This is a genomic window from Sporosarcina sp. P12(2017), assembly GCF_002743035.1.
Classification (GTDB): domain Bacteria; phylum Bacillota; class Bacilli; order Bacillales_A; family Planococcaceae; genus Sporosarcina; species Sporosarcina ureae.
Window position 1 is genome coordinate 40,241 of record NZ_PDYL01000019.1, and the last position, 21,595, is coordinate 61,835.

Annotated in this window: 33 protein-coding genes and 1 pseudogene; 32 read left to right on the top strand and 2 right to left on the bottom strand. The window is 37.0% G+C overall.

Annotated elements, in window-relative coordinates:
* Window positions 1–276: 276 nt before the first annotated feature.
* On the top strand, window positions 277–2,307 hold the full coding sequence (locus CSV80_RS14455) for a putative bifunctional diguanylate cyclase/phosphodiesterase (RefSeq protein ID WP_099671386.1): 2,031 nt from the start codon (window positions 277–279) through the stop codon (window positions 2,305–2,307).
* 146 nt (window positions 2,308–2,453) lie between these two features.
* Complete coding sequence (locus CSV80_RS14460) at window positions 2,454–3,359, top strand: chemotaxis protein (protein WP_099671387.1); 906 nt, start codon at window positions 2,454–2,456, stop codon at window positions 3,357–3,359.
* Window positions 3,360–3,478: 119 nt separating this feature from the next.
* On the opposite strand, the gene CSV80_RS14465 is transcribed toward CSV80_RS14460, so the two are convergent.
* Entirely contained in the window at window positions 3,479–3,658 is a 180-nt protein-coding gene (locus CSV80_RS14465) for a hypothetical protein (RefSeq protein ID WP_099671388.1), read from the bottom strand.
* A gap of 227 nt (window positions 3,659–3,885) precedes the next feature.
* Between CSV80_RS14465 and CSV80_RS14470 the strand changes: the two genes are divergently transcribed.
* From CSV80_RS14470 to CSV80_RS17570, 7 genes are all read left to right on the top strand, one after another.
* Window positions 3,886–4,302: a hypothetical protein gene (locus tag CSV80_RS14470; protein ID WP_099671389.1), complete on the top strand. Its 417-nt coding sequence runs from the start codon at window positions 3,886–3,888 to the stop codon at window positions 4,300–4,302.
* A gap of 80 nt (window positions 4,303–4,382) precedes the next feature.
* Window positions 4,383–4,622, top strand: coding sequence for an ATP-dependent Lon protease (locus CSV80_RS14475; protein WP_099671390.1), 240 nt, complete (start codon window positions 4,383–4,385; stop codon window positions 4,620–4,622).
* 138 nt (window positions 4,623–4,760) lie between these two features.
* Window positions 4,761–5,210, top strand: a complete 450-nt coding sequence (locus CSV80_RS14480; RefSeq protein WP_143560498.1) for a hypothetical protein — start codon at window positions 4,761–4,763, stop codon at window positions 5,208–5,210.
* A gap of 396 nt (window positions 5,211–5,606) precedes the next feature.
* Window positions 5,607–6,086: a GNAT family N-acetyltransferase gene (locus tag CSV80_RS14490; protein ID WP_099671393.1), complete on the top strand. Its 480-nt coding sequence runs from the start codon at window positions 5,607–5,609 to the stop codon at window positions 6,084–6,086.
* A gap of 246 nt (window positions 6,087–6,332) precedes the next feature.
* Window positions 6,333–6,734 (top strand): hypothetical protein, encoded by a 402-nt coding sequence (locus tag CSV80_RS14495; RefSeq protein WP_099671394.1) that lies wholly within the window; start codon window positions 6,333–6,335, stop codon window positions 6,732–6,734.
* Window positions 6,735–7,369: 635 nt separating this feature from the next.
* Window positions 7,370–7,897 carry a GNAT family N-acetyltransferase gene (locus CSV80_RS14510; RefSeq protein WP_099671397.1) on the top strand — a complete coding sequence of 176 codons (528 nt, stop codon included), beginning with the start codon at window positions 7,370–7,372 and terminating at the stop codon, window positions 7,895–7,897.
* Window positions 7,898–8,059: 162 nt separating this feature from the next.
* Window positions 8,060–8,380 (top strand): hypothetical protein, encoded by a 321-nt coding sequence (locus tag CSV80_RS17570; protein ID WP_143560500.1) that lies wholly within the window; start codon window positions 8,060–8,062, stop codon window positions 8,378–8,380.
* A gap of 727 nt (window positions 8,381–9,107) precedes the next feature.
* Here CSV80_RS17570 and CSV80_RS14525 read toward each other — a convergent pair.
* Window positions 9,108–9,836 (bottom strand): annotated as a pseudogene (locus tag CSV80_RS14525) (Abi family protein); the annotation flags it as partial.
* A gap of 355 nt (window positions 9,837–10,191) precedes the next feature.
* Between CSV80_RS14525 and CSV80_RS14530 the strand changes: the two are divergent.
* The 23 genes from CSV80_RS14530 (at window position 10,192) to CSV80_RS14635 (ending at window position 21,578) form a co-directional block, all read left to right on the top strand.
* Entirely contained in the window at window positions 10,192–10,416 is a 225-nt protein-coding gene (locus tag CSV80_RS14530) for a hypothetical protein (protein ID WP_099671401.1), read from the top strand.
* Window positions 10,417–10,768: 352 nt separating this feature from the next.
* Window positions 10,769–11,056, top strand: a complete 288-nt coding sequence (locus tag CSV80_RS14540; protein ID WP_099671402.1) for a MafI2 family immunity protein — start codon at window positions 10,769–10,771, stop codon at window positions 11,054–11,056.
* 56 nt (window positions 11,057–11,112) lie between these two features.
* Window positions 11,113–11,328, top strand: a complete 216-nt coding sequence (locus CSV80_RS17900) for a hypothetical protein (protein ID WP_233201605.1) — start codon at window positions 11,113–11,115, stop codon at window positions 11,326–11,328.
* Window positions 11,329–11,361: 33 nt separating this feature from the next.
* Window positions 11,362–11,547, top strand: coding sequence for a hypothetical protein (locus CSV80_RS17905; RefSeq protein WP_233201606.1), 186 nt, complete (start codon window positions 11,362–11,364; stop codon window positions 11,545–11,547).
* A gap of 200 nt (window positions 11,548–11,747) precedes the next feature.
* Window positions 11,748–12,095: a hypothetical protein gene (locus CSV80_RS14550; protein ID WP_099671403.1), complete on the top strand. Its 348-nt coding sequence runs from the start codon at window positions 11,748–11,750 to the stop codon at window positions 12,093–12,095.
* A 103-nt stretch (window positions 12,096–12,198) separates the two neighbouring features.
* On the top strand, window positions 12,199–12,660 hold the full coding sequence (locus tag CSV80_RS14555; protein WP_099671404.1) for a DUF2691 family protein: 462 nt from the start codon (window positions 12,199–12,201) through the stop codon (window positions 12,658–12,660).
* A 49-nt stretch (window positions 12,661–12,709) separates the two neighbouring features.
* Window positions 12,710–13,018, top strand: coding sequence for a hypothetical protein (locus CSV80_RS14560; protein WP_099671405.1), 309 nt, complete (start codon window positions 12,710–12,712; stop codon window positions 13,016–13,018).
* A gap of 80 nt (window positions 13,019–13,098) precedes the next feature.
* A complete protein-coding gene (locus tag CSV80_RS14565) occupies window positions 13,099–13,341 on the top strand; it encodes a hypothetical protein (RefSeq protein WP_099671406.1) in 243 nt (80 codons plus the stop codon).
* Window positions 13,342–13,534: 193 nt separating this feature from the next.
* Window positions 13,535–13,855, top strand: coding sequence for a hypothetical protein (locus CSV80_RS14570; RefSeq protein WP_099671407.1), 321 nt, complete (start codon window positions 13,535–13,537; stop codon window positions 13,853–13,855).
* Window positions 13,856–13,936: 81 nt separating this feature from the next.
* A complete protein-coding gene (locus CSV80_RS14575) occupies window positions 13,937–15,406 on the top strand; it encodes an FAD-binding oxidoreductase (protein WP_233201607.1) in 1,470 nt (489 codons plus the stop codon).
* 11 nt (window positions 15,407–15,417) lie between these two features.
* Window positions 15,418–15,951, top strand: a complete 534-nt coding sequence (locus tag CSV80_RS14580) for a hypothetical protein (RefSeq protein ID WP_099671408.1) — start codon at window positions 15,418–15,420, stop codon at window positions 15,949–15,951.
* Window positions 15,952–16,010: 59 nt separating this feature from the next.
* Window positions 16,011–16,655 (top strand): hypothetical protein, encoded by a 645-nt coding sequence (locus CSV80_RS14585; RefSeq protein ID WP_143560501.1) that lies wholly within the window; start codon window positions 16,011–16,013, stop codon window positions 16,653–16,655.
* A gap of 255 nt (window positions 16,656–16,910) precedes the next feature.
* Window positions 16,911–17,273, top strand: coding sequence for a VOC family protein (locus tag CSV80_RS14590; RefSeq protein ID WP_099671410.1), 363 nt, complete (start codon window positions 16,911–16,913; stop codon window positions 17,271–17,273).
* Between the two features lie 93 nt (window positions 17,274–17,366).
* Entirely contained in the window at window positions 17,367–17,612 is a 246-nt protein-coding gene (locus CSV80_RS14595; protein ID WP_099671411.1) for a phosphatase, read from the top strand.
* 92 nt (window positions 17,613–17,704) lie between these two features.
* Window positions 17,705–17,866, top strand: a complete 162-nt coding sequence (locus tag CSV80_RS17575) for a hypothetical protein (RefSeq protein WP_158231922.1) — start codon at window positions 17,705–17,707, stop codon at window positions 17,864–17,866.
* 94 nt (window positions 17,867–17,960) lie between these two features.
* Window positions 17,961–18,152, top strand: a complete 192-nt coding sequence (locus tag CSV80_RS17580) for a hypothetical protein (protein ID WP_143560502.1) — start codon at window positions 17,961–17,963, stop codon at window positions 18,150–18,152.
* Window positions 18,153–18,230: 78 nt separating this feature from the next.
* The gene (locus CSV80_RS14600; protein WP_233201608.1) at window positions 18,231–18,455 is read left to right on the top strand and encodes a DUF3953 domain-containing protein; all 225 of its coding nucleotides are present in this window, start codon (window positions 18,231–18,233) and stop codon (window positions 18,453–18,455) included.
* A gap of 759 nt (window positions 18,456–19,214) precedes the next feature.
* Window positions 19,215–19,412, top strand: a complete 198-nt coding sequence (locus tag CSV80_RS14610) for a hypothetical protein (protein WP_099671413.1) — start codon at window positions 19,215–19,217, stop codon at window positions 19,410–19,412.
* An 82-nt stretch (window positions 19,413–19,494) separates the two neighbouring features.
* Window positions 19,495–19,716, top strand: a complete 222-nt coding sequence (locus tag CSV80_RS14615) for a hypothetical protein (protein ID WP_233201609.1) — start codon at window positions 19,495–19,497, stop codon at window positions 19,714–19,716.
* A gap of 149 nt (window positions 19,717–19,865) precedes the next feature.
* A complete protein-coding gene (locus CSV80_RS14620; protein WP_099671414.1) occupies window positions 19,866–20,228 on the top strand; it encodes a hypothetical protein in 363 nt (120 codons plus the stop codon).
* A gap of 89 nt (window positions 20,229–20,317) precedes the next feature.
* Window positions 20,318–20,524 carry a hypothetical protein gene (locus tag CSV80_RS14625; RefSeq protein WP_099671415.1) on the top strand — a complete coding sequence of 69 codons (207 nt, stop codon included), beginning with the start codon at window positions 20,318–20,320 and terminating at the stop codon, window positions 20,522–20,524.
* A 375-nt stretch (window positions 20,525–20,899) separates the two neighbouring features.
* Window positions 20,900–21,220: a PadR family transcriptional regulator gene (locus tag CSV80_RS14630; RefSeq protein WP_099671416.1), complete on the top strand. Its 321-nt coding sequence runs from the start codon at window positions 20,900–20,902 to the stop codon at window positions 21,218–21,220.
* 19 nt (window positions 21,221–21,239) lie between these two features.
* The gene (locus CSV80_RS14635; RefSeq protein ID WP_099671417.1) at window positions 21,240–21,578 is read left to right on the top strand and encodes a DUF1048 domain-containing protein; all 339 of its coding nucleotides are present in this window, start codon (window positions 21,240–21,242) and stop codon (window positions 21,576–21,578) included.
* Window positions 21,579–21,595 lie beyond the last annotated feature (17 nt).

The following is a 21,595-nucleotide window of genomic DNA, read 5'->3' on the forward strand; positions in this document are numbered from 1 at the left end:
TTCCGTAATTTGCTTTATTCTACCATAATTCGTTATTTTCTGTGACAACATAAAGGGATTTCATTATCTAATTATCAGAAAATATCATATAATTAATATAACACTTAAAATTTAAATAGACTTATAGACTAAACGGTTTAAAAGTAATTGACTACTATAGGTAAATAGTAAATAATAAATAGTAAGCACTTGCTTTTGTATAACGTTAGTTGTGAGCACTTAGAATCATTATAATTTAAAAGTTTCCCTATCTTATAGATTGAGGAGGTGGAGCGGATGTTTTCGACACCAGACTACAATGAATACATACAATTAATCGGTTCCTTTTCATCAAAAATGATACTAGTATCTGCTTTGGTGATAGCGTTCGCTTCCTATACCACACTCGTATTATATGAACGTATGCTAAAACCTAGCTTTTTTAAACGCGAAGTATGGCTTTTATTGGCTTCACTGGCATTGTCGTTCGGGATTTGGGCAACCCATTTTCTAGCGATGAATTCACTTTTGTTACCGGTTGAAATGCATGTGCATTACGGTTGGGCTTTCATTTGTATATTGCCGATCTTCTTTGCGACGTTACTTGCGTTCCAGCTTGTACGAAGCCCGATGAAAGCCTGTTGGCGCCATGCCGTAGGAGCTGCATTAATTGCGCAAGGTATGAGTGCTATGCAATATTTAGGCATGAAAGCGATGATGGTGGATGCTGTAATCGTTTATGATTGGGAACTGCTCATTGCGGGGAACTTGATTGGCGGATTATTGGTCTATCTGGCGCTACGGGAAATTAGCGACCCGAAAGGTATTTCGCTATCGATAGCACTTGTCATGTTTTTTCTAACGGTCGGAACACTTTCTCTACATTATCTAGGCATATTCGGTACTAACTATTATATAGAAGAAGGACAAGCGATACGTGAGTCCGTTATGCATATGGAGATCATGATTGCGTTGATCGGTGTTGGAGTTGGGCTGTTACTTCTTGGAATGTTGTTGACGTCTTATATTGATCGCTATGTCGATTATTGGCTGAGGTATTACGATGTGTTGACGAAATTGCCGAATCGACGGAATTGGGAGCGTTGTTTGGCGGAAGACGTCGCAACGGGAGGTGTCGCGATTTGGAATTTCCCTGATCTGCCGCGCATTAATCAATTATACGGCTATACAGAAGGAGATAAGATTTTGAAGCAAATCGGCGCGTTGCTTGCGAAGTGGAAACCTTCTTACGCTCAGCTGTATCGTGTCAGCGGAAATCGTTTTCTCTTCTGTGTTGAGCAAACAGGACGTACCACAGATTTTTATAAAAACCTTGTGATTATGCAGAGTGAAATAGATCAACTACTGCCGATTAAGAGTCAAGAGATGCGCTATGCATGTGGACTAGCTCAGGCGGATCAGAACAAGTCTGTGAAGACGTTGTATAAAGAAGCGTTGATGGTTGTGGAACAAGCGGCCGCTTCACATGAATGGGGATTGTTGACGTTTGACCCAGTCATCCACGGAAAGTCATATGAGCAAGATGTCTTGCGCGATATTTCCGAGGCGTTGGATGAAAGACATATCTATCTTGTCTATCAACCGAAAGTAAAAGGGGCTACCCATGAATTTGTCGGTGTGGAAGCATTGCTTCGCTGGACGCATCCAAAGCTTGGGCCCATTCCGCCAGCGACGTTTGTTCCAATATTGGAGCAAGAAGGGCGAATGGGCGAAGTGACGGACTGGATTATTCGCGAAGTGTGCAGACAGATTCATAATTGGGATTCGCAAGGCATTCATGTGCCACAAGTAGCGATCAATATTCCCGGTGAATACGTGACGGAACCGCGTTTACTCAATTTGCTATGGAAAGAAACCAATGCGTACCGATTTGACCCTAGCCGTATTGAACTGGAGATAACGGAAACGAGTACCGCGAAGTCCACCACCCAGGCTATTGCTGCAATGAAGCGATTCAGGCGCTATGGATTCTCGATTGCACTCGATGATTTTGGAACAGGCGTGTCTTCTTTGTCCTTTTTACAGCAGATGCCCATTACGACATTGAAAATCGATAAGTCCTTTACGGATGGAGTACCAGCGCCAGCGAAGAAGAGTGCCGTGCTGAATGCCATACTAGCAATCGGGTGCTCAATGGATCTGACCATAGTCGTCGAAGGGGTAGAGAGACTAGAACAAGTGGAATTCCTGCTTGATTTGGAATCGGATTTGACTTTCCAAGGGTACTATTTCTCGAAGCCGTTGACCGTTCCGCAGTTCGAAAACTGGTTGGCGAATTCGAATAAGCCGGGGTTCGTACACCCCTGACCCCATTTCACTAGTAAATTTATTTATATTGCCATAGATGGATAGTCAATTGGTGTGGTATACTAGTTCTATTGCACCAATGAATTGTATATTCTATGAATACATACATTAGTAATAGACCATATCGTCTGAGAGGGTGGAAGAATTTGTCCAATGATTCAGGTATTTTATTGGAAAGCGGAACAAATGAGCTGGAGATCGTCGGATTTGAGATGCAAGGTAATCGTTATGGCATTAACGTGATCAAGGTAAAGGAAATTATCATGCCATTGAAGATCACACCGATTCCCCATGCGCATTTTGCAGTGGAAGGAATTATTCAGTTGCGCGGGGAAGTATTGCCGGTCGTCAGTATGGAGAAAATCTTAGGAATGGCACCTTCAAGCCATCCAGAAGATGCTAAGTATATCGTCGCTGCTTTCAATAAACAAACGGTCGTCTTCCGTGTACATAATGTGACGCAAATCCACCGCATTTCCTGGAATCAAATCGAGAAACCTTTAGGCATTTACGCAGCAGAGAACTCCCAGGTGATTGGCGTCATCAAACTCGATGGCGACATGTTGCTGTTGCTTGATTTTGAAAAGATTATTATGGATATTAATCCCGATGCAGGTATTAACGTAGAGCAAGTGAAGAAGCTTGGGAAGCGTGAGCGTTCAGATAAACGCATTTTGATTGCGGAAGATTCGCCGTTATTGCGTAAGTTATTGTATGATACGCTCAGTGAAGCCGGCTACGCGAATCTCGACTTCTATGAAAACGGGAAAGATGCGTTTGATTATTTGGAGACGCTCGTGGCGGATGGTATCGATGTGAAGAAGGACATTCAGTTAGTTATCACAGATATCGAGATGCCACAAATGGACGGACATCATTTCACCAAACGTATTCGTGAGACGCCAAAACTCACCGAGCTACCGGTTATCATCTTCTCTTCACTCATCACAGATGACTTGAAACATAAAGGCGACAGTGTTGGAGCGGACGATCAAGTAAGTAAGCCAGAAATTGCAGAGTTGGTATTGAAGATTGACAAGTATATATTGTGAAAACAGACTTCCGCGCAAGTGCGGGGGTTTTTTTTATGTAAAACCACGAGCCACTTTCCGTTTTAAAGGAAAGTGGCTCGTTGGTCGTTTTATGGAATGACTGAAGTTAATTTACTAGATTATTTATTGTCGGTGGAACCATAATCTTCGCGTACTTCGGTTACATCTTCTGGAGATATCTTTTTTCTAATATCGTAATATTTGTCCGCTCCGATTCCGCCTTCACCAATCATTTTGGAAATTTCCTTCGTCCGCATTTCGTTCTTTTTAATAATTTCTTTTCTGTCGTCTTTAGCCATTTGCAATTCCTCCTTATAATAAAAAACTAGTTTGCTTTTCAAAAAAGAGAATCTGACTCTACTTCCATTTTACCATAGTAGAGTAGACGATTGCGAATTATCGAATATATTTCTAGTTTTTATTGTAGAATATCAAATTACCCATATGTAATCTTTGGAAATAATGGTATGTTTATTGGAAGTAATTATACAATTCTTTTGAAGTTAAACTGACAGGGGGTTATCAAATGAGGAAATTATTCGTGTTGCTGTTCATTGCAAGTGTGTTGGTAGGGTGTGGCGAGAAGCAATTGTCTTATTCGGAAGTGCCAATCGATAAAGTGAATGCAGATGTGAAAAGCTTTATTGACGGAATAGAAACTGCTGATGATCCTGAGGGGAATGGGGTCTATATGTTCAATGAAACGGATTTAATACGATACTTGTATCTAAATCAAGATTTCCTGGATAGTGGAAAAGGATTTGGTGATATGGACATTAGAACGGATGAAGATTCATTCCAGATTTACTTGCAGGAGAATGATGAACCGACAAATGACGAATATAAATTATATAAGATTACATTGGATCGGACGTATGAATATATGCGAGTTTTTAAAAATAATGAGGAAACGCATGTTCAGTTAATTGGAGTAGGAAAATAGAAGAGATTATAGTGGCAGAAAATCTGTCACTGAGTACTTTTAAGAGAAATCATACGGAATGCATGTAGAGGAGAGAGGGTATGAAGCTAGTAGGGTGTATTTTGGTGGCGGGTGTTTTAGGGATTTTGGCGTTTATCAGTCCTATAGGTTGGTATGCGTTAACTGCCATCATTGTTGGAGTGATTTTTAGATCGTTTTGGTTGTTGAAGGAAATACATCAACATATCGTTCCAGTCGATCCGTACGATGGAGTGAAGGATGCATACGAAAGATATATTCTTGAGCGAGAGGAACGGGAGAAGCAGGAGCAAAATGGTTGAGACTTGAGCGTCAATTGTATGTCCTGACGATTCACTACTAGAGGTGGGTTATGTGGAAGCTGAATTGCTTCTGAAACGTGCCAACTAAACGAGTAGAAGGGGATAAATATCATAAAGCGTTTTATTGTTATGTTTATAATGACCAGTTTTTTACTATTATCTGCGTGTAGCGAAGAGAATCAAGCAAAGTATTCCCCATCACCGGAAGCTGCTTTAGAGGAACTGATTCAAAGCGAAGGAATAAAAGGAAGTATTGACTTGATCACTACAACGGATGGAATAGAAATTTTAGTGATCGAACAAGATAAAAACAAGTACTTTGTAGGTGAATGGTTAGAAGATAAAAAAGGCTACACTGCTAATAGAATATCAGCCAATGTCACTATGGAATTAGGAGGAAGTTGGGAGTTAAAAACAAATTCCAAACATACATACACGATCTATTTTGAAAAGAAGCAAGAGGATCAGAACTTTTATCCTTTATCGAATGAGGATTATTATATCTCGCTTGTAGAAGGTCATCAGGTCACAAAGGAAGACTCCATTATTACGAATGCAATACATGATATTAGGACAGTAAAAGATTAATCCCGTGAGAGTGAAAGGTTTGCCCAAATATTACTATTCATTTTTCTGGTGGAGTTGTTGAATGAGCACTGTGCCAGAAATGGACCATTTTTTGGAACAGAAAGGAATGAATATATGTTTAAAAGAGCACTAACGTATTGTTTAATTTTCATCGTGTTTCTAACGGCTTTACAGTGGTTATTCCGACCAGAAATTCGTTGGGTTGACAATAGTGGACTTACTGTCATTGCATTTTTTGTTTTTATTTTTGTGGAATGGATAACTAAAACCAATAAGAAAGCTAAAAGTTAAATGTCTTGCCCGTTCACAATCGGGTGGGATTGCTTCACAAGTAATCGCGCTAATAACGCAATCGGGCCAGATAATTGAACAATGTAACAGGGAGATACAAAATTTATGAGGATTAGAGAGTTTCATGGTTCCGATATTAATCAGGTTGTTTCTTTATTTTACGAAACGGTACATTCAGTAAACGCAGCAGATTATTCAATAAAACAACTTAATGCTTGGGCGCCAAGGAATGAGATAGACGAAAAATTGGATAGTTGGAACAAGTCTTTAAGCAATAATGCCACTTATGTTGCTGAAATAAACGGTAAGATTGTCGGTTTTAGTGATATGACACATAATGGCTATCTGGATAGACTCTACACTCATAAGGATTTTCAGGGACAGGGAATTGCAACAGCCTTAGTAAGTAAGCTCGAGTCCGTAGCAAGGAAAATTAGACTCTCGGAAATTTATACAGAAGCAAGTGTAACAGCAAAACCATTTTTTGAGCATCGCGGGTACCAGATAACGCGGTCTCAAAATGTAGAACGCAAGGGAGTTACATTGCCTAATTTTCAAATGATCAAAAAATTGGTTTCTGAGTAATTATAGCTAGTTGCTGGTATACCACAAACGGGGGCAATTCTATAACAAGGAAATGCGCTTGATCTACATGAGGGCCAATATCGTAAGAAAAAAGTATATGAGGCTGAGCAGTTAATTCTGGTTGTTAAAATGCTGCTTCACAACAATATCTATTAAACGGCTATCGTGTTATTGCAATAACAGAAAAAGACAGAGAATTATTCTTATTAGTTTTGTAAAATAAGTAAATTTTAGGAGGTATGTGTTTTGAGTCCGAGTAGTGTAATCCTTTTCATGATTTTAGTTGCACCTATAATACTGTTGCTCATTGTTGCACTTTTTTGGAGAAAGGCTCGGACCATCCTGTTAGTTCTAGCGATTGTTGTGGCATCGATCGAAACTTTTTATGTGATGTACAAACAAGAGTCATCGCTTCAAGAGTGGTATGAGCATGAGGACATTGTTAATGCCTACTTAGAGAAAACGTATCCTGAAGACGATTGGGTAAGTAGACATGCTACTAGATCTGCTTTTTCTCGGGCAGGTGTTGAAGTAATATTCATAGACGAACTCGAAGTCGTTTATATGTATATAGTCAAAGATGGTGTTGTGAATCTCGTTGGCTATTCCTCGGAAGAAGGGTATGAAAATCCGAAAAGAAGCGAATAAGAGATTGCTTATGAATTTAATTCAAAAAGAGTATAGAAAAAGTAAAGTGTTCTTTTTCTTGAAGTCTTTTATTAGCATAATTACAATTTACTTTGCCTTTCGAGTTATCTTTGTTTCTGTATCAGGATTAATATTTGAAAGTCCCTTACCAGAAAATATGTATCTATTACTTTTCAGTATGCTCTTTTTCTTAGGATTATCAAATGTTGTTCAGCTAGTTGAAATGTTACTTAATAAGAAAATAGAACACTTTATTCAGTAATAGGGGAAGATCAATGAGAAATGTTAAGGGGATGGGGGTATGTTAAAAAAGGTTGTTAAGTATTGGCTAACCACTTGTTTAGTATTCTTGGTACTTGTAACCATTATGCAATGGTTATTCAATCCAGAGATAACATGGATCCAGAATATTAAAGTTGCTGTTATTTCATATTCATTTCTTATAGCTATCGATTTGATTATCAAATCATCAACAAAAGTCAAAAAATATATGTCTGCCTGTTAAATGTTTTGGGACTTTAACTGAACCACTGTTGCATACCAAACGGACCAGTTTGTTAAATAATTTGTTGTAGGCATAATTAAATTTCAATTGAATTTTGCTATATTACGAAATAAATAAGGGGGAGAATTATATGTTTCCTACACTAGAAACAGATAGGCTGATATTAAGAGAATTAACAACTGAAGACGCAGAAGGCATTTTTTCTTGTTTTTCTAACGAGGACGTAACACGTTTTTACGGACAAGAAACGTTCAAAAGTGTAGCAGAGGCAGAAAAAATCATAGATATATTCTCAAAAAACTATAGAGAAAAAAGAGGCATACGATGGGGGATTGAGCGAAAGGAAACCAAAGGTATAATTGGAACTATTGGTTTTAATGCTTGGTTGCCCAAACATAAACGAGCTGAAATTGGTTACGAAATTCACCCGCAACAATGGAGAAAGGGATATACCTCAGAAGCAGTTTCCCAAGTCATTTCCTATGGTTTTGATGTTATGGGTTTAACTCGTATAGGTGCAGTCGTATTTATTGAAAATGAAGCCTCGAATAAATTATTAGGAAAAGTAGGTTTTCAACAAGAGGGAGTATTAAGAAATTATATGTACCAAGATGGAAAGCCGTATGATACATACGTATATTCCCTCCTTAGAGAATAGGCTTTCACAATCGGGTGCGTTAACTGTACAACCATTTCGCAAAAAACAGTAATTAAGATTGTTTGAAGGATTGGAGGGTTAACCATTTTCATTGTAGTTATTATCATTTTATTGCTTGTTATGTCCTTATTGTTCAGTAGAAAAGTTCTGTATAATAAATGGGTGAAAACATTGGTAACATTCTATTATCTTATTATTACTTTCGTATTCATCTATGGTTATCATCGTATTCACAAGAAATACAATATGTATGACGGACCTGTCATACCAGAGGGCTGGGACGTGAATAGGGATTGGGCATACTGGTTTAGTTTTGCTTTTATCATTCCAATCGCGATTCTTGTTTTATACGCAATTATTCAAAAAATAAAGCCAATGGAAAAAGATCGTTGGACTTATTTTATAAAAGCCATATCGCTTAGTGTAATAGTATTGTTTATTTTATTTAGTATTTTTAATCTTGCATATGGTTTGAGTCCTTGAGTTAGTTTATTAGCCATGGTTAATTTAACGGATGCATTTCTTGCATAAGATTTGTGCTTCAAACGGGTGCAATTCTTGAAGATGAACTGCACCCGTTTTCAGTAATAGGGTCATTTAGGAGAGGAGAATTTTCTTGACCGAGTTGTTAAAGAACATATATCAGTTATCAGGTGTTGTCCTGCTCATATGTGGCATTTACTACTATTTTCATTTCAAGAAAATTAAGAAGGAAAGGAAATTAACTAAAGTTGAACTCTCCATTTACATCATAACTCGAATTGCATTTTTCCTATGTGCAGGTAGTTTTCTACTTCTGTTTTTGGATAGAAACTTTGGATGAAAATTATAAAGAAAACGGGCGCGATTCTGGAAGAGACATCTTTGTAGTCAGCTAGTTGATCGGAGTGGAAGCCGGCGACTCTGAGAGGATCAGCGAAAGTCGTAACGAAGAACGGCTTTTGCGAGTGAAGCGTAGCGAGAAGGAGCACATCTTTGCACTGGGAGTGTGGTTCACCGCACGCCCATAAGACACGTGTCCGGCTGGAGTGCAGATCAACGATTTTCGACTACTTTGCCTTTATTGGGGGCAATAACGAAACAAAGAATTGTATTTTTGCGGTTAATCTGTATCTTCCCAAATAAAAAAGTCCAACAGGGAAAATGTGGACTTTTTGTTCAGAGATTATTTTTTTATTGGTTTCTTTGCAAATGAGGTCAACTATTGAGTTTAATGTTCAAGCAACAAACGCTCCCAGTTATCGGATAAACCAAGTTCTGTAAGATCAATATGATCTGAATACTCCTCTAATAAAACTTGAAGTGTTGTAATGAAGTTTATGCGATCTTCTCTATGCAAAAGTTTAGCTAAGATGAACACGGCTGTAAATATACGGTTGGCTTTGAATTTATTTCTCTTTGACTTGAAAAGCTTTGGCTTAATGGCCAATTCTTTACCGTATATTCTCCCGTAATGTGCACAAACATTTCTTATGTAGGAGAGAGTATGAAGCCAGCTTTCAGCGTAAAAACTAGATAGATTAAAGTCATTTACTATTTCATCTTTAATTTCTTCAGTCAGATTTTTAAATAGTTTCGATAGCTCTCCAAAAGAGATAACTTCGATTGCTACCCAGAAAGGGAATTCTCCTCCGTAATTTGATTTGTGATGAAGGACAAAAAGTTCTTTTCCAGATCGATTAATTTGCTTATTTAGTTCTTCGAGAAACCTTTTATGAGCTACCGGAGAAGAAAAGTTATCAGGGTATTTGTAACCTAATGCTCCAAACCGGTGTGAATGATGATAAGCGATTTTAGATCGGAACTCTATTTCAACGAGTTCTAGATGATTCATCAAAAGATCTCGAAGCTTTTGGTCAAAATTATAAATCATCTTCATTTGAAAAAAGCTTACTCCATCTAGAAATAAGTCCTTGTTATCATTTTGCTTAAGTGTGAGTCCGTACGGGGAAAATCAATAATAGCTTACACTTTTTAAAAAAGATATTGCATCATCCATATCGTCAATAACTAGATTTCGTTCTTGCAAAATCTCAAGTTGCTGTTCGTAAGTTCGAGGTTCTTTAATATGTGTTTCTGAAGAGGTCAATTTAAATCTCCTCCAAATATAAAAAATGACCCACCTTGGTCCGCATTGCAAAGAGGCGTGGTGGGTTCTGTTACTTTCTATTTTACCATTATAAAATCTAACTGTAAAGAGATGAAAGTTAAAAGGAACTATATGATCGGTAGTGCTTGTAGAAAAATATTTGTGCCATTATCGGGCTATATTGAGGGATGAAAGAGGTGTAGCAATGAAAAATTTCATTGATTTTTTAGAAAAACTTGAACGAAATAAAATTTATTATACTTTAGATAAAACTAGAGATGAATATATCAGAGTTGATATTTCAGTACCAGGTGAAAGATGGGAAGTTGAGTTTGCTGCTGAACATGACGATATTGTTGTTGAAAGATTTAAGAGTGTAGGAGACGTAGAAGGAAAAGAAGCTTTAGAATATTTGTTTGATAATTTTTAAGATTAAACAATCGGGGGCGTTAACTGAACTACCGTTGCGCACCAAACTAGCTCAAAAGAAGGGATTGATCAGAATGGAAAATTCCGTTTTGTTGTCAAAAATATTTATACCAGTCTATTTTGTAGTAGCTTTCTTAAGTTTTCTTCTCTTCAATAATTACATACAAGCCAATAGATTAAGCACTTTATTAATAATTCTTCCTGCTACTGGTGTAGGTATAGCTAGTATCATCTTTAATTCCAAAAGAAATAAGATCACTTAAAAATAATGAACTGCAATCGGGGACAATTTGGGCATAAGGATTCTACTAATTCCATTGAGATAGTAAATTTAATATGCAAGGAGTTTGAAAATGGAAAACTTGCTAGTGCTTAGTGTACACAGAGCATTGTTCTGTGCTATTCCTAGGAATTTAAAAGGATTAAGAGTACTTATAGACGAGGAAAATGAGCTTATATGGCAAGCTTTTTTTGATACAGAACCAACTGAAGAAGAAAAGGAAGTTTTAAGTGTAGCCTGTACAGAAGTTTTAGCTGATTTTCCGGGTATTGATGTAGTGGAAGAAGAATTTCTATATCATCCCATGCCGCTCGATATTCAAACAATTGAAGAATGGGCATTTGTTAGATGGGGACCCTGAATAAGCAATTACTAATCAAAGAGTAGTGCAGCTCTTTAATCGGCAGGGATGAGAACTTGGAGAAACTACTATTACATGGACACGTCATTGAGGTAGATAAAACTAAAACAAAGGAATTATATAAGGAACTTCCACTTATTTCAGACAAAGCTCATTGTGGATGCCCTGAATGTACATACTATGAAAAGGTCATTGTCCAAACAACCCCTGCCATTCATCAGTTTTTTGAGCAATTTGGCATTGACGCAAGAAAGGAAGCGGAAGTTTGGTAAGCTGCTGAAAATGACGATGGGACTTACTATTATGTGGCTGATTATCATTTCATTGGGCAAATTAAGGGGATCGACGAATTGGATTGGATCGATTTGGATGGGGCATCCTTCGGCTTAACGAACTATAACAAAAGTTTACCTTCACCGATGATTCCAGATACGTTTACTTCACCGATTATCGAATTGATTGTAAGAATCAATTTGCGTGATGGTTATTAGCTTTAATTGCCAATGTAAAACTATCAACAAAAGGGTGCAGCTGTTGTATAAGGATTACACTTCAATCGAGTCAAACAGTTAAGTATTTTGATAAATATAAAGGATTATGAAAGACATATAGGAGAGGACAACTAAAAATTAATAAGTACATTTGGCTGGTAGTCATTTTAAGCTTTTCCGTAATACTTGCAGGGTGTGCAATGGGAGAAGTATTAAGAATAGGTACTCCTTTTACCGATGAAGGTGGAGAAGGGGTAAATTTTCATAACGAAATTACAGATTCAGAATCCATTGGAGCAATAAGAGAAATCGTTAAAAACGCTGATGAGATAGACCGACCAAAAGAATTAAAGAAAGAGTCGGATGTTTTCATTTCGCTAGACGAAACCCAAAAGGGGATTTCTGAAATCCAACGGTATATATATTATCAAGAAGACGGAAGTTCAATTTTATTAGCAGACGGTGTAAGTGGTTCTGATGGGTTTCCTAGTCGGTATTTTATTCTTAATGAAAAACAGACTAATGAATTAAAAAATGTGTTGCAATAGTTACTAGGATTTAGTCCGCTATCTACCTTACTGGCGAAGTTGTGTAAAAGGATAATTGCACTTAATTATCGTACCCAATCATTTATAAAAGGGAGAGATCGTGATGCGAGGCGTTTCCTTTGAAATTCCCAATGAATACGGAAAACAGTTATTCGATATCTTAAAAGAAGTTGACGTATCAAGATGGGAGTGGCAGATTGGCGATGGTGAAGCATATATCATTGAAAATGACACGCTCGGTAAAGACCTATTTGGCACAATAACTCATTTAACTGGTAAAGAACTTATGAAATTAATTTCTATAAATGAATATTACTTAATTTTTGCTGATTTAAAAGCATATATGAATGTAGAAACTGAATTGAAAATTGAGTCATATGAAGACTTTTTAAATAGTGATTGTCAATTTGTTCTTCTGATCGTGGATTCATCGTATGTAACAATCTACTCGAAAAGCAAATCCACTATCCAAAGTCTTTACAATCAAGCAGTAGCTGCCAAGTACAAGGAGATTGAATATATTACAGATGACAATGACGAACGTACGACATTAATAGCTTTTTAATCATTCATTAACGTTCTAAAAGGAATTAGCTATTTAAAGGGGGACAAAAATGAAAAATGGTCTGGAAGCTGTCTTAGAAATGTTCCGTATCGCAATTATATTATTACTTATTGGAAGCTTAATGGGTGGGCTTGTGAAATTAATTTATTCAGCATTTGGGATAAATGTAGATGATACTCATGGTGCTTGGCTAGTAGGGGGATCCATTCTGATTATTCTTTTCGTCTTGTATAGAAACAAACTCCAGTTCTCTGGATTCTACAAAGGCGATGGAAAAGTAAAGCTACCAAAAAGAATCAGCACTATTCTAATTTCAAGCTCTATATTAATGCTGATTATTGCTCCTGTTTTTCGTTAATCGGGTGTGAATTGTTGAATTAGCACTGTGCCAGAATGGGGCCAGATTGTTAATGTAATACAAAAGGAGGAAAAGAGATAGTGGTTAGCAATAGTCTTGAAAACGTTAAAACTTATAAGAAATTGGGGTTAGGGTCATTATCGCTATTGATATTTGTATTAGGCTTATTATTTTCCGTGTCAATTGGAAAATATGACGCTATTGGCGATCATGTCTTGCGTTTCATAGGGGAAAATCCTTGGTCAAATGGTGGTACGGGGTTGCATTATACAATATTTTATTCTCTTGTTTTTTTATATACCAGCATTAATTATTGGTTATAAATTCAAAGATGACTTGGGTGCAAAAGTAGGTAGAAATTTATCAATGATTTTAGTTGTTTCTATTCTGGTAACACTCTTGTTTTTTGTAGTTATTTAAATCTTTCCGTAATCTTGTATGGAATACTCATAAAATGGTATTACGCTACAAGTAAAGCAGAACTACAGTTAAAACTATTTTAAGGGGGGGTGATTAATGCTTATTATAGGCGTGTTACTACTACCGTTTTTTGTTTATGCCTTGATTGTGCAATTCAAATATTCTAGAAGCGAGAACTCCAAAAACGAAAAAGGAAAAATGGTATTAGCCAAGTCAGCTAAACACGCGCTTCCTGTTTTTCCATATGGATGGCTTGCTTTGGAGATCTATCACCGTATGATAGCGAACGTACCCTATGATACGTATAGAGATACTATATGGGTATTGATTTTACTGGTATTTACAATCTATGGCTTTTCGATTCGCCATTATACCAGAGAACAGGCATATCAAAATCAAGAGAAATGTAGTAAGTAGCATTTAATTATTTAGCGGGATTGTTAAAAGTGAGATCAGTTATTCTCATAGATTAAAATACTGACTAGATAAGGAGATCATATGCAAAAGATAGCACTCTTAGTAAAGAAACCATGGTTCCTTGGAAGTCTAGTTGTTATTTTTGTATCCGTTATCTTGTGGAACATTCCGATTGAAAAAAGGAAATATGGGCTTTCGCAAAGCGGTTTAGTAACGGATTACACCGGTCTACTTCCTGAACGCATTGAAAGAGTGGTTAAAGCAGAAAACCGAAGTGATTTGCAAAGAATTGTGAAACAAGCGAACGTGAATGGTCAACAAATTGCAATTGCTGGTTTACAGCATTCACAAGGTGGCCATACGTATTACAAAAATGGAATCGTTCTGGATATGCGGACATTCAATCGCGTACTAGAAATAGATGAACAGCAAAAAACGGTTCGTGTCGAAGCAGGCGCTACTTGGGAAGATGTGCAGGAGGCTATACAACCTGTTGGATTGGCCTTGAAAGTGACGCAATCTCAATCGATTTTTACAATAGGTGGTTCTCTATCTGTAAATGCACATGGGCGGGATATTCGCTTTGGTTCGATGGCAGAAACGGTAAAGGCCATGACAATCATTACCCCTGAAGGTGACATCAAGACGGTTACTCGGGATGATCCAGATGAATGGATGAAGTACATATTTGGTGGCTATGGATTATTTGGCGTGATAGTAGATGTGACAGTGGAAGTAACGGAAAACAATCTATATACGATCCAAACAGAGAAATTGCAAATTGGTGCGTATGCCTCGTATTTTGACCGGTTATTGAATGATCAAAATACGGCCATGCACTATGCCAGAGTGAGTGTAGCACCCAATTCCTTTTTAGATGAAATGTATGTGATCAATTACCAACAGACAGAAAAGCGAGATTATACGACTGCGCTTAAAAAAGAACAAAGTGTTCGTTTAACGAAGTTAGCACTTGATATTGGACGGCATGGGGGCGCTTTAGAAAATCTCTTTTGGGGAACACAAAAGCGTTACATTGCTTCCATCGATGGGAAAGAGATTACCCGAAATAATGCGATGCGTTCGGAATCTACGTTTATGGAATATACGAAGCCGGGTCGGGTGGAAGTGTTGCAGGAATTCTTTGTTCCGGTTCATAGCTTTGAAGCCTATATGAACGATTTGAAGAAGGTCATACCGGTCAATGACAAAAATGATGATTTTAAAATTCATAATATAACCATTCGATATGCTGCTAAAGATCATTTCACCACATTAAATTATGCCAAAGAAGATATGTTTGGCTTGGTTGTTTTAATGCAGCATGGGTTAAAGGAAGAGCAGATTTCGGAAGCTACGTCTCTCATCCAAAACTGGACCAATCTAACATTGGACCATGGCGGAACGTATTATTTACCTTACTATCGTTATCAGACGAAGGAACAGTTCAGGCGTTCTTATCCTCAGTGGAATAAATTTGCGGAGGAAAAGTTACGTAGAGATCCACATAACGTTTTCCAAAATATGTTTTACGACTATTATGTAAAATGAGGGAACTCAGCATGAATCATAAAAGTGTACGCTATTTACCGCTTATTGTCACAGTCGGTCAGGTTGTTATTTTCCCATATTATATAATTTGGTTAAAAGAAGTATCTTTGACGTTTACTTTATTTGCTTGGTTCTTTGCCGCATTTTCTTTTGCAGCTGCCTGGGGATACCGAATCGCACAATCGAGAAGAAATAAGGACCGTTCATATATAGTGATCATTTATGCAGGTATGGGAATCGTGTATATACTGATAGGCGGTATAAAGAATTCGTCCGAAATTCTCCCCTATGTAGTACTTTTTTTACAAGTTATTCTTGGACTCTTACAAGGTTACTTTCGTGCTTGGCACGCCGAGCAAGATACCTATCATTTACACGCGGTCCATCATTATTTGATCGTTGGTGTCGCGATGATTGGTTTCAGCTTCGTTAAAATCATATCTCCTGTCGTCATTATTGCTACCTTTGGGATTTTGATGTGTTTGTGTGCTGTGTGGGAACTTATGAGAAATGAAAAGAAAAAGGCCATTATTCCCGGGAAATAAGTTTTACAGCTCCTACTTAGGTGGTTCTTTTCTAAAATACTTATACTTTGGGTGAGGACATGAGAACATTTTTACATGACATTCGAAAACCGATGAATGTGCCTAGATCAAGAAAAATTATAAGCTCGATTTCACTATTGATCATAGGCGTTATTTTGGGGGTACTATCCAAAGTACTTGATGAAACTGCGAGTAATTCCTTGCCGTTCTATCTTGAAATGTTAGATTTAGGTAATTTCTTTTCTCGTATCGGGATTTGGATTTTTATTTCAGTGTTGATCTCTTTGTACAGCAAATCCCCAATGAGATCAGCCATTAATGTATTTTTGTTTTTTGTTGGAATGGTAGGTAGCTACTATCTGTACACTATTGAGATAGCAGGGTTTTTCCCTAAATCCTATATGATGATTTGGATTGCTATGACCTTGATTTCACCATTTTTAGCTTTTGTTTGTTGGTATGCAAAAGGAACAGGGACAATTTCCGTTATTTTATCGTCCGTTATTCTACTGATGATCTCTAGACAAGCTTTCGCATTTGGATTTTGGTACTTTGACATTCGATATAACTTGGAGTTTCTGCTCTTTATAGTCGCAATCTTCATTCTATATAAGTCGCCCAAACAACTAGTTAAAGTAGTCACCATAGGAATGCTTCTCTTTTTTCTTACCGCTCAAATCAATCTCTTATGGGGGATGCTGTAGTTATTTTCACGTTGCAACTGGCGGCGTTTCACAAGTAAGCCTATCGTTAATAAGTTATTACGAATTCAATAAATAAACTGTAGCGAGGGTCAAGGTACTCAATGATCCAGCGCTTTAACTGAATAAAATTTATGCCAAAATCGGGCTTTTTTGCTGTATAAACGATTGTGTTCAGATTACACAATTGATCCACTTTGCGGGAAAGGATTTTTACGGTGTTACAGTAAAATTATTAAAACATAGGGGGAGATTCATGTGATTCTTGGATTACATCATGCACAAATTACTATACCTAAAGGTGCGGAAGAAGAAGGAAAACAGTTTTATTGCAATGTATTAAGGTTAGAGGAAATAGAAAAGCCAGAATCACTCAAAGGGCGTGGAGGGTTTTGGGTAAAAGTCGGGGATCGAGACGTTCATGTAGGAACTGAAGATGGTTTTGACAGACTAACAACAAAAGCTCATTTAGCTTATTTGGTAGATGATATTTCTTATTGGAAAAATGTATTAGAGAAAAAAGCTATTCAGCCAATTGAAGGCGTTCCAATCCCAGGCTTTGATCGATTTGAGTTCAGAGACCCTTTCGGCAATCGGGTGGAAATGATTCAAGAAATATAAGACAAGATTAAGCACTTGTGCGCGATTGTTGCACAAAGGTTATGTCATTAACGGGTCATTAGGTAGGAAAAGCATGTTGGGAGGATGTTGAACATGAAATATACAAACATAGGATTGGTTTTATTACTGTCGAGTGCCCTGATCTATGGCTCTGCCTTAATATCAGCATCAATCTATTCTCTTAGTCTTGGCAGTGTTGATGGTCAAGGGTGGTACACTAATTACGGAATTTTTGGAACTGCAATGATTAAAGTAGGGACTTTCCCGCTGATCATATCCGTTTTGTTAGTAATAGCAGGCATCAGGTTTATATGGATGGCGGATAGAAAAGCTGAATGATATTTACGACTATACGGCGGCGATTCCAGTACATAAATCGCCTCAGATTCACATAAGGGCCAAATTTTATTAAATTAGGAGGAGAGAATTTCATGGGAAGGGTTCTAACGGCAATTATTTCAACATTGATCTGTGGTGCAACTGCAAGTTTTATAGAACCATTAGTATTTGCAATAAGTATACCAGTTGCGTTAATGGGAGGATTTATTTTGTTAGAGATTCAACGTAAAAATGAAAAGCAAAAAGCACTTTAAGTTTTTAATTCATTGCTATATAAAAATACATACCTCTAGAATTGAGGCTTTAGCTGAATAAAAGTTGTGCAAGGATAGGGCCAGATTAATCTACATGGGGGCGTTATTATTGAGAAGAGGAAGTATGGGCATGGCTTTATTTACAGGTGTATTTGTATTGATAGTAATGCTTTTCATTGAGTATTTAATCCCTAATATCAATGCTTTAATTAAGATTATCGTTGTCGGTTTATCAGCTATGATTGGTGGTATGATTGGCAATAAGTTATTTCCAAATAAGCAGTGATATTATGCAATCGGGGGCGTTAACCGTACAAGGTCGTTCATGAATAGGGCCATTTTATTCAAAAAGGGGGAGCCGATTTTGATTAAGACTCTAAAAATAATTTTAATAATGGCCGTCATATCATTAGCTAGCTTTGGTCTCATAACAAATACATCTAGCAAAGTATTACCTTTTCTTTTGCTACTAATGGCATTAATGGCAACTGTCATGGGTGTTACTGAATTTCAAAAAAGAAAGCCTGCTTCTTTAGGACTTTTTCTAGCTGCTGGGTTTGCATTATTTGTTGGAATATATATTTTGTGAAACTAACGTGTGCAATTCTTAAACAAGAATTGCACACGTTCAACAATAGAGCCAAAATCATTTTTAAAAGGATGGTGACAGAATGTCTTTAAGCTTTTTTTATATATTGTTGTTATCGATTTTTGTAAGTTCGGTTGGTGGCTTTATTTTTTATAAACTAAGTTATAAATTTTTGTTGCCGAAAACGCTTAGTTCTGTATTAGGTGGGATATTAACTTTACTTCTAAGTTATCTATTTGTAATGCTTTTTATCGAAGTCAAATTATTATATGGAGCTATAATTGCATTGGCTATATATATTTGGTTCCTCAAAATTCCAGAGAGACATTTGGAATAAAAACTTCTATTAGCAGGGGCATTTCTCGAAAGAAAAACGACATGCTTTTTCAGTAAAAGGGCCACATTCGATAAGACGAAAAAGGAGAATGTTATATTGAAGTTATTACAATTTCCAATTTCGGTATTTATATTAAACTTATTTGATACTTTAAATTTACTCTTGCTTACAGTGGCATTTCTGACTTATTTCAACGCTACTGAGTTTTATTGAAAAGTAAAAACGATATTTTTAAGGTTAGATGTGAAATATTGAATATAATCATTTTTATAGTTTTTCTTATTTCCATTCTATTTTCTTTTTACTACGTATGGTTTATATAATGACTTTTAAAATACACAATCTGGGGCGCTTATTGAATTCATGAGTGCACAATCGGGCAAAGATTTTGTAACATTGCACTCAAGAGAGGGGATGGATTCTTGGTCAATAAAAATCCTTCAAAATCATATAAATGGCGAGAAAAGTATGGAGCATTTATAACTGCATCGGTTTGTCTATATTGCCTGTTGATCAACTGGGGACATAATTGGTTCCTTGAAGGATTCTTTGGTATAGGGGTACTTATTTGTGGGGCAATAGGAGTTTCTGATGTTAAGAAAGTTAACAGCAGCAAATAATAGACAATAAAGCAATCGGGAGCGATTGCGTTTATATCAAACCATCGGGCGAAATTGAGAAAAAGATAAGGATTAGTGGGAGTTGAGAGAACTGGTTAAGACAATAACCTTTTCATTTACCAGTAGTGTATTCGAAGGTACTGAGGCAAGAGAGACATTTACTTTTGAAGAATTAGAGATTGATGAAAGTCTGGATGAAAAAGAAATAGGAATTGAACTCGATCGAATTTATCAGGCGTGGATCTGGGATAAGCTTAATGTATCGGGAAGTATCGTTATAGACGAACCTGATACATTTCAATAACGCCTGTCTTATAAACTGGGGCAGTTACGGATGAAGGACTGTTCCGGAATCGGGGGCAATTCTTGCATAAGGTTTGTGCTTCAATCGGGCCAGTTTATGTAACTTATCTAACTATAAACCGTCTAACCTCACAGGGAGATGAAGGCATAATGAAATTGAAGTTCATGTATTTTGCATTAGCAGTATTTTCAATAATGCTAATTATGGGTTGTTCAAATAAGCAAGTGATAGAAAACTCAAATGACATGGATAGCCATGAAGATGTTAAAGCCGCAGCATGGGAATTTTTAAAAGAAGAAGGCTGGCAGGACCAAGCAAAAGATGATTTGCAAATTGCGAAAGTGAAAGAGGTAATTATTGATAATAAATATATATTATTAGATAAAGCCTATGATGGAAAAGAAGTGTTAAGCGTTTCTTTTGAGGATGTAGATAATGCTGTAACTGGAACACCTTTAATCCTTGTTGATCCGAATACAAATAAAGTAATTGCCTATTTGCCAACAGAATAAATTAACTAATGGTAAACAATCGGGGGCGATTGTGGCACAAGGATTATTTGTAGTCACTTAGTTGTTTATTAGCAGTAGGAGGAACTTTTGTGACTATAGGTCTCGTGCTGATTGACTATTCCGCCTTAAACCTAATGTTCTTCGTGCAAGAAGGAAATACGGAATTCCTTATTGCACGAGGTGGAGAGCATGCAAGTGAGACACTGAAGTGGATAGAACGGTGGAGTGTTTGGATTACAATTATGCTGTTCATTGTCGCGTTCGGTTACGTTTTCTCTCTAGTGAATATCATATGAAATGCACCGCCAGCATCAGCACCATATATCACCTGGAGCGCTATAGGTGTCCTGTTTTAGTCAATGAGTTAGACACTTCATTATCAGTTATATAAAGTACATGAAGAAATCCCGCCAAATCAATAATTGGTGGGATTTTTTCATGGATTTAATACCGTGGCTGCTCATCGTGAGAAGGAATGGTTTCAAGTGTTCGTTCAACAATAAAGATATCGTTAAATTCAAAGAGTTAGGGGGAAGCAAAATAAATAATAGGAGAATTACATTATTCATTTGACGGAATACACTATTGTGCATTATTATTAATGTAATAAGTAATACTGAATACCGGTAATACAGAGTACTGAAATAATAACCGAACAAGCGGAGGTAGGGATGGAAAATATTACTGAAATGTTAAAAGGAGTTCTTGAAGGGTGTGTGCTTGAGTTCATTAGCCGTGGCGAAACTTACGGCTATGAAATTACGCAACAGCTTCGGGAACTTGGCTTTACTGATGTAGTTGAAGGCACGGTTTATACGATTACTATGAGACTTGAGAAAAACAACCTGGTGAACATCGAGAAAAAACCATCCAATATGGGCCCCCCTAGAAAGTTTTACACACTCAACGAGGCGGGTCGAGAGCAACTTACACTATTTTGGGCTAAGTGGGAATTTGTCTCGAATAAAATGAACGAACTAAAATCAAACTAAATAAAAAAGGAGATTGATGATGAATATTTTCGAGAGAATTATTGGTAGTTTTGACGACAAGAGAGAATGGAAGGCCATGAAGGCGCGTGTGAAGGACCTGCCGAGTGAGTACCATAACGCTTACAAAGCAATTGAAAAATATCTATCGGCGTGTGGTGGCCTGACTGACTGGAAAGATATCAGCCGTATTTTTGGTAGCATTCTTGATCTCTTCGAAGAAGGAGCAGCGCAAGGAAGGAAAGTCACTGAACTCACTGGAGAAAATGTAGCCGATTTCTGCGATGAATTAGTGAAGGATGCAAACACTTGGACTAACAAGTATCGAACGAAGTTGAACGATACGATTCATCGTGGTTAACGTAACACATCAGAAAG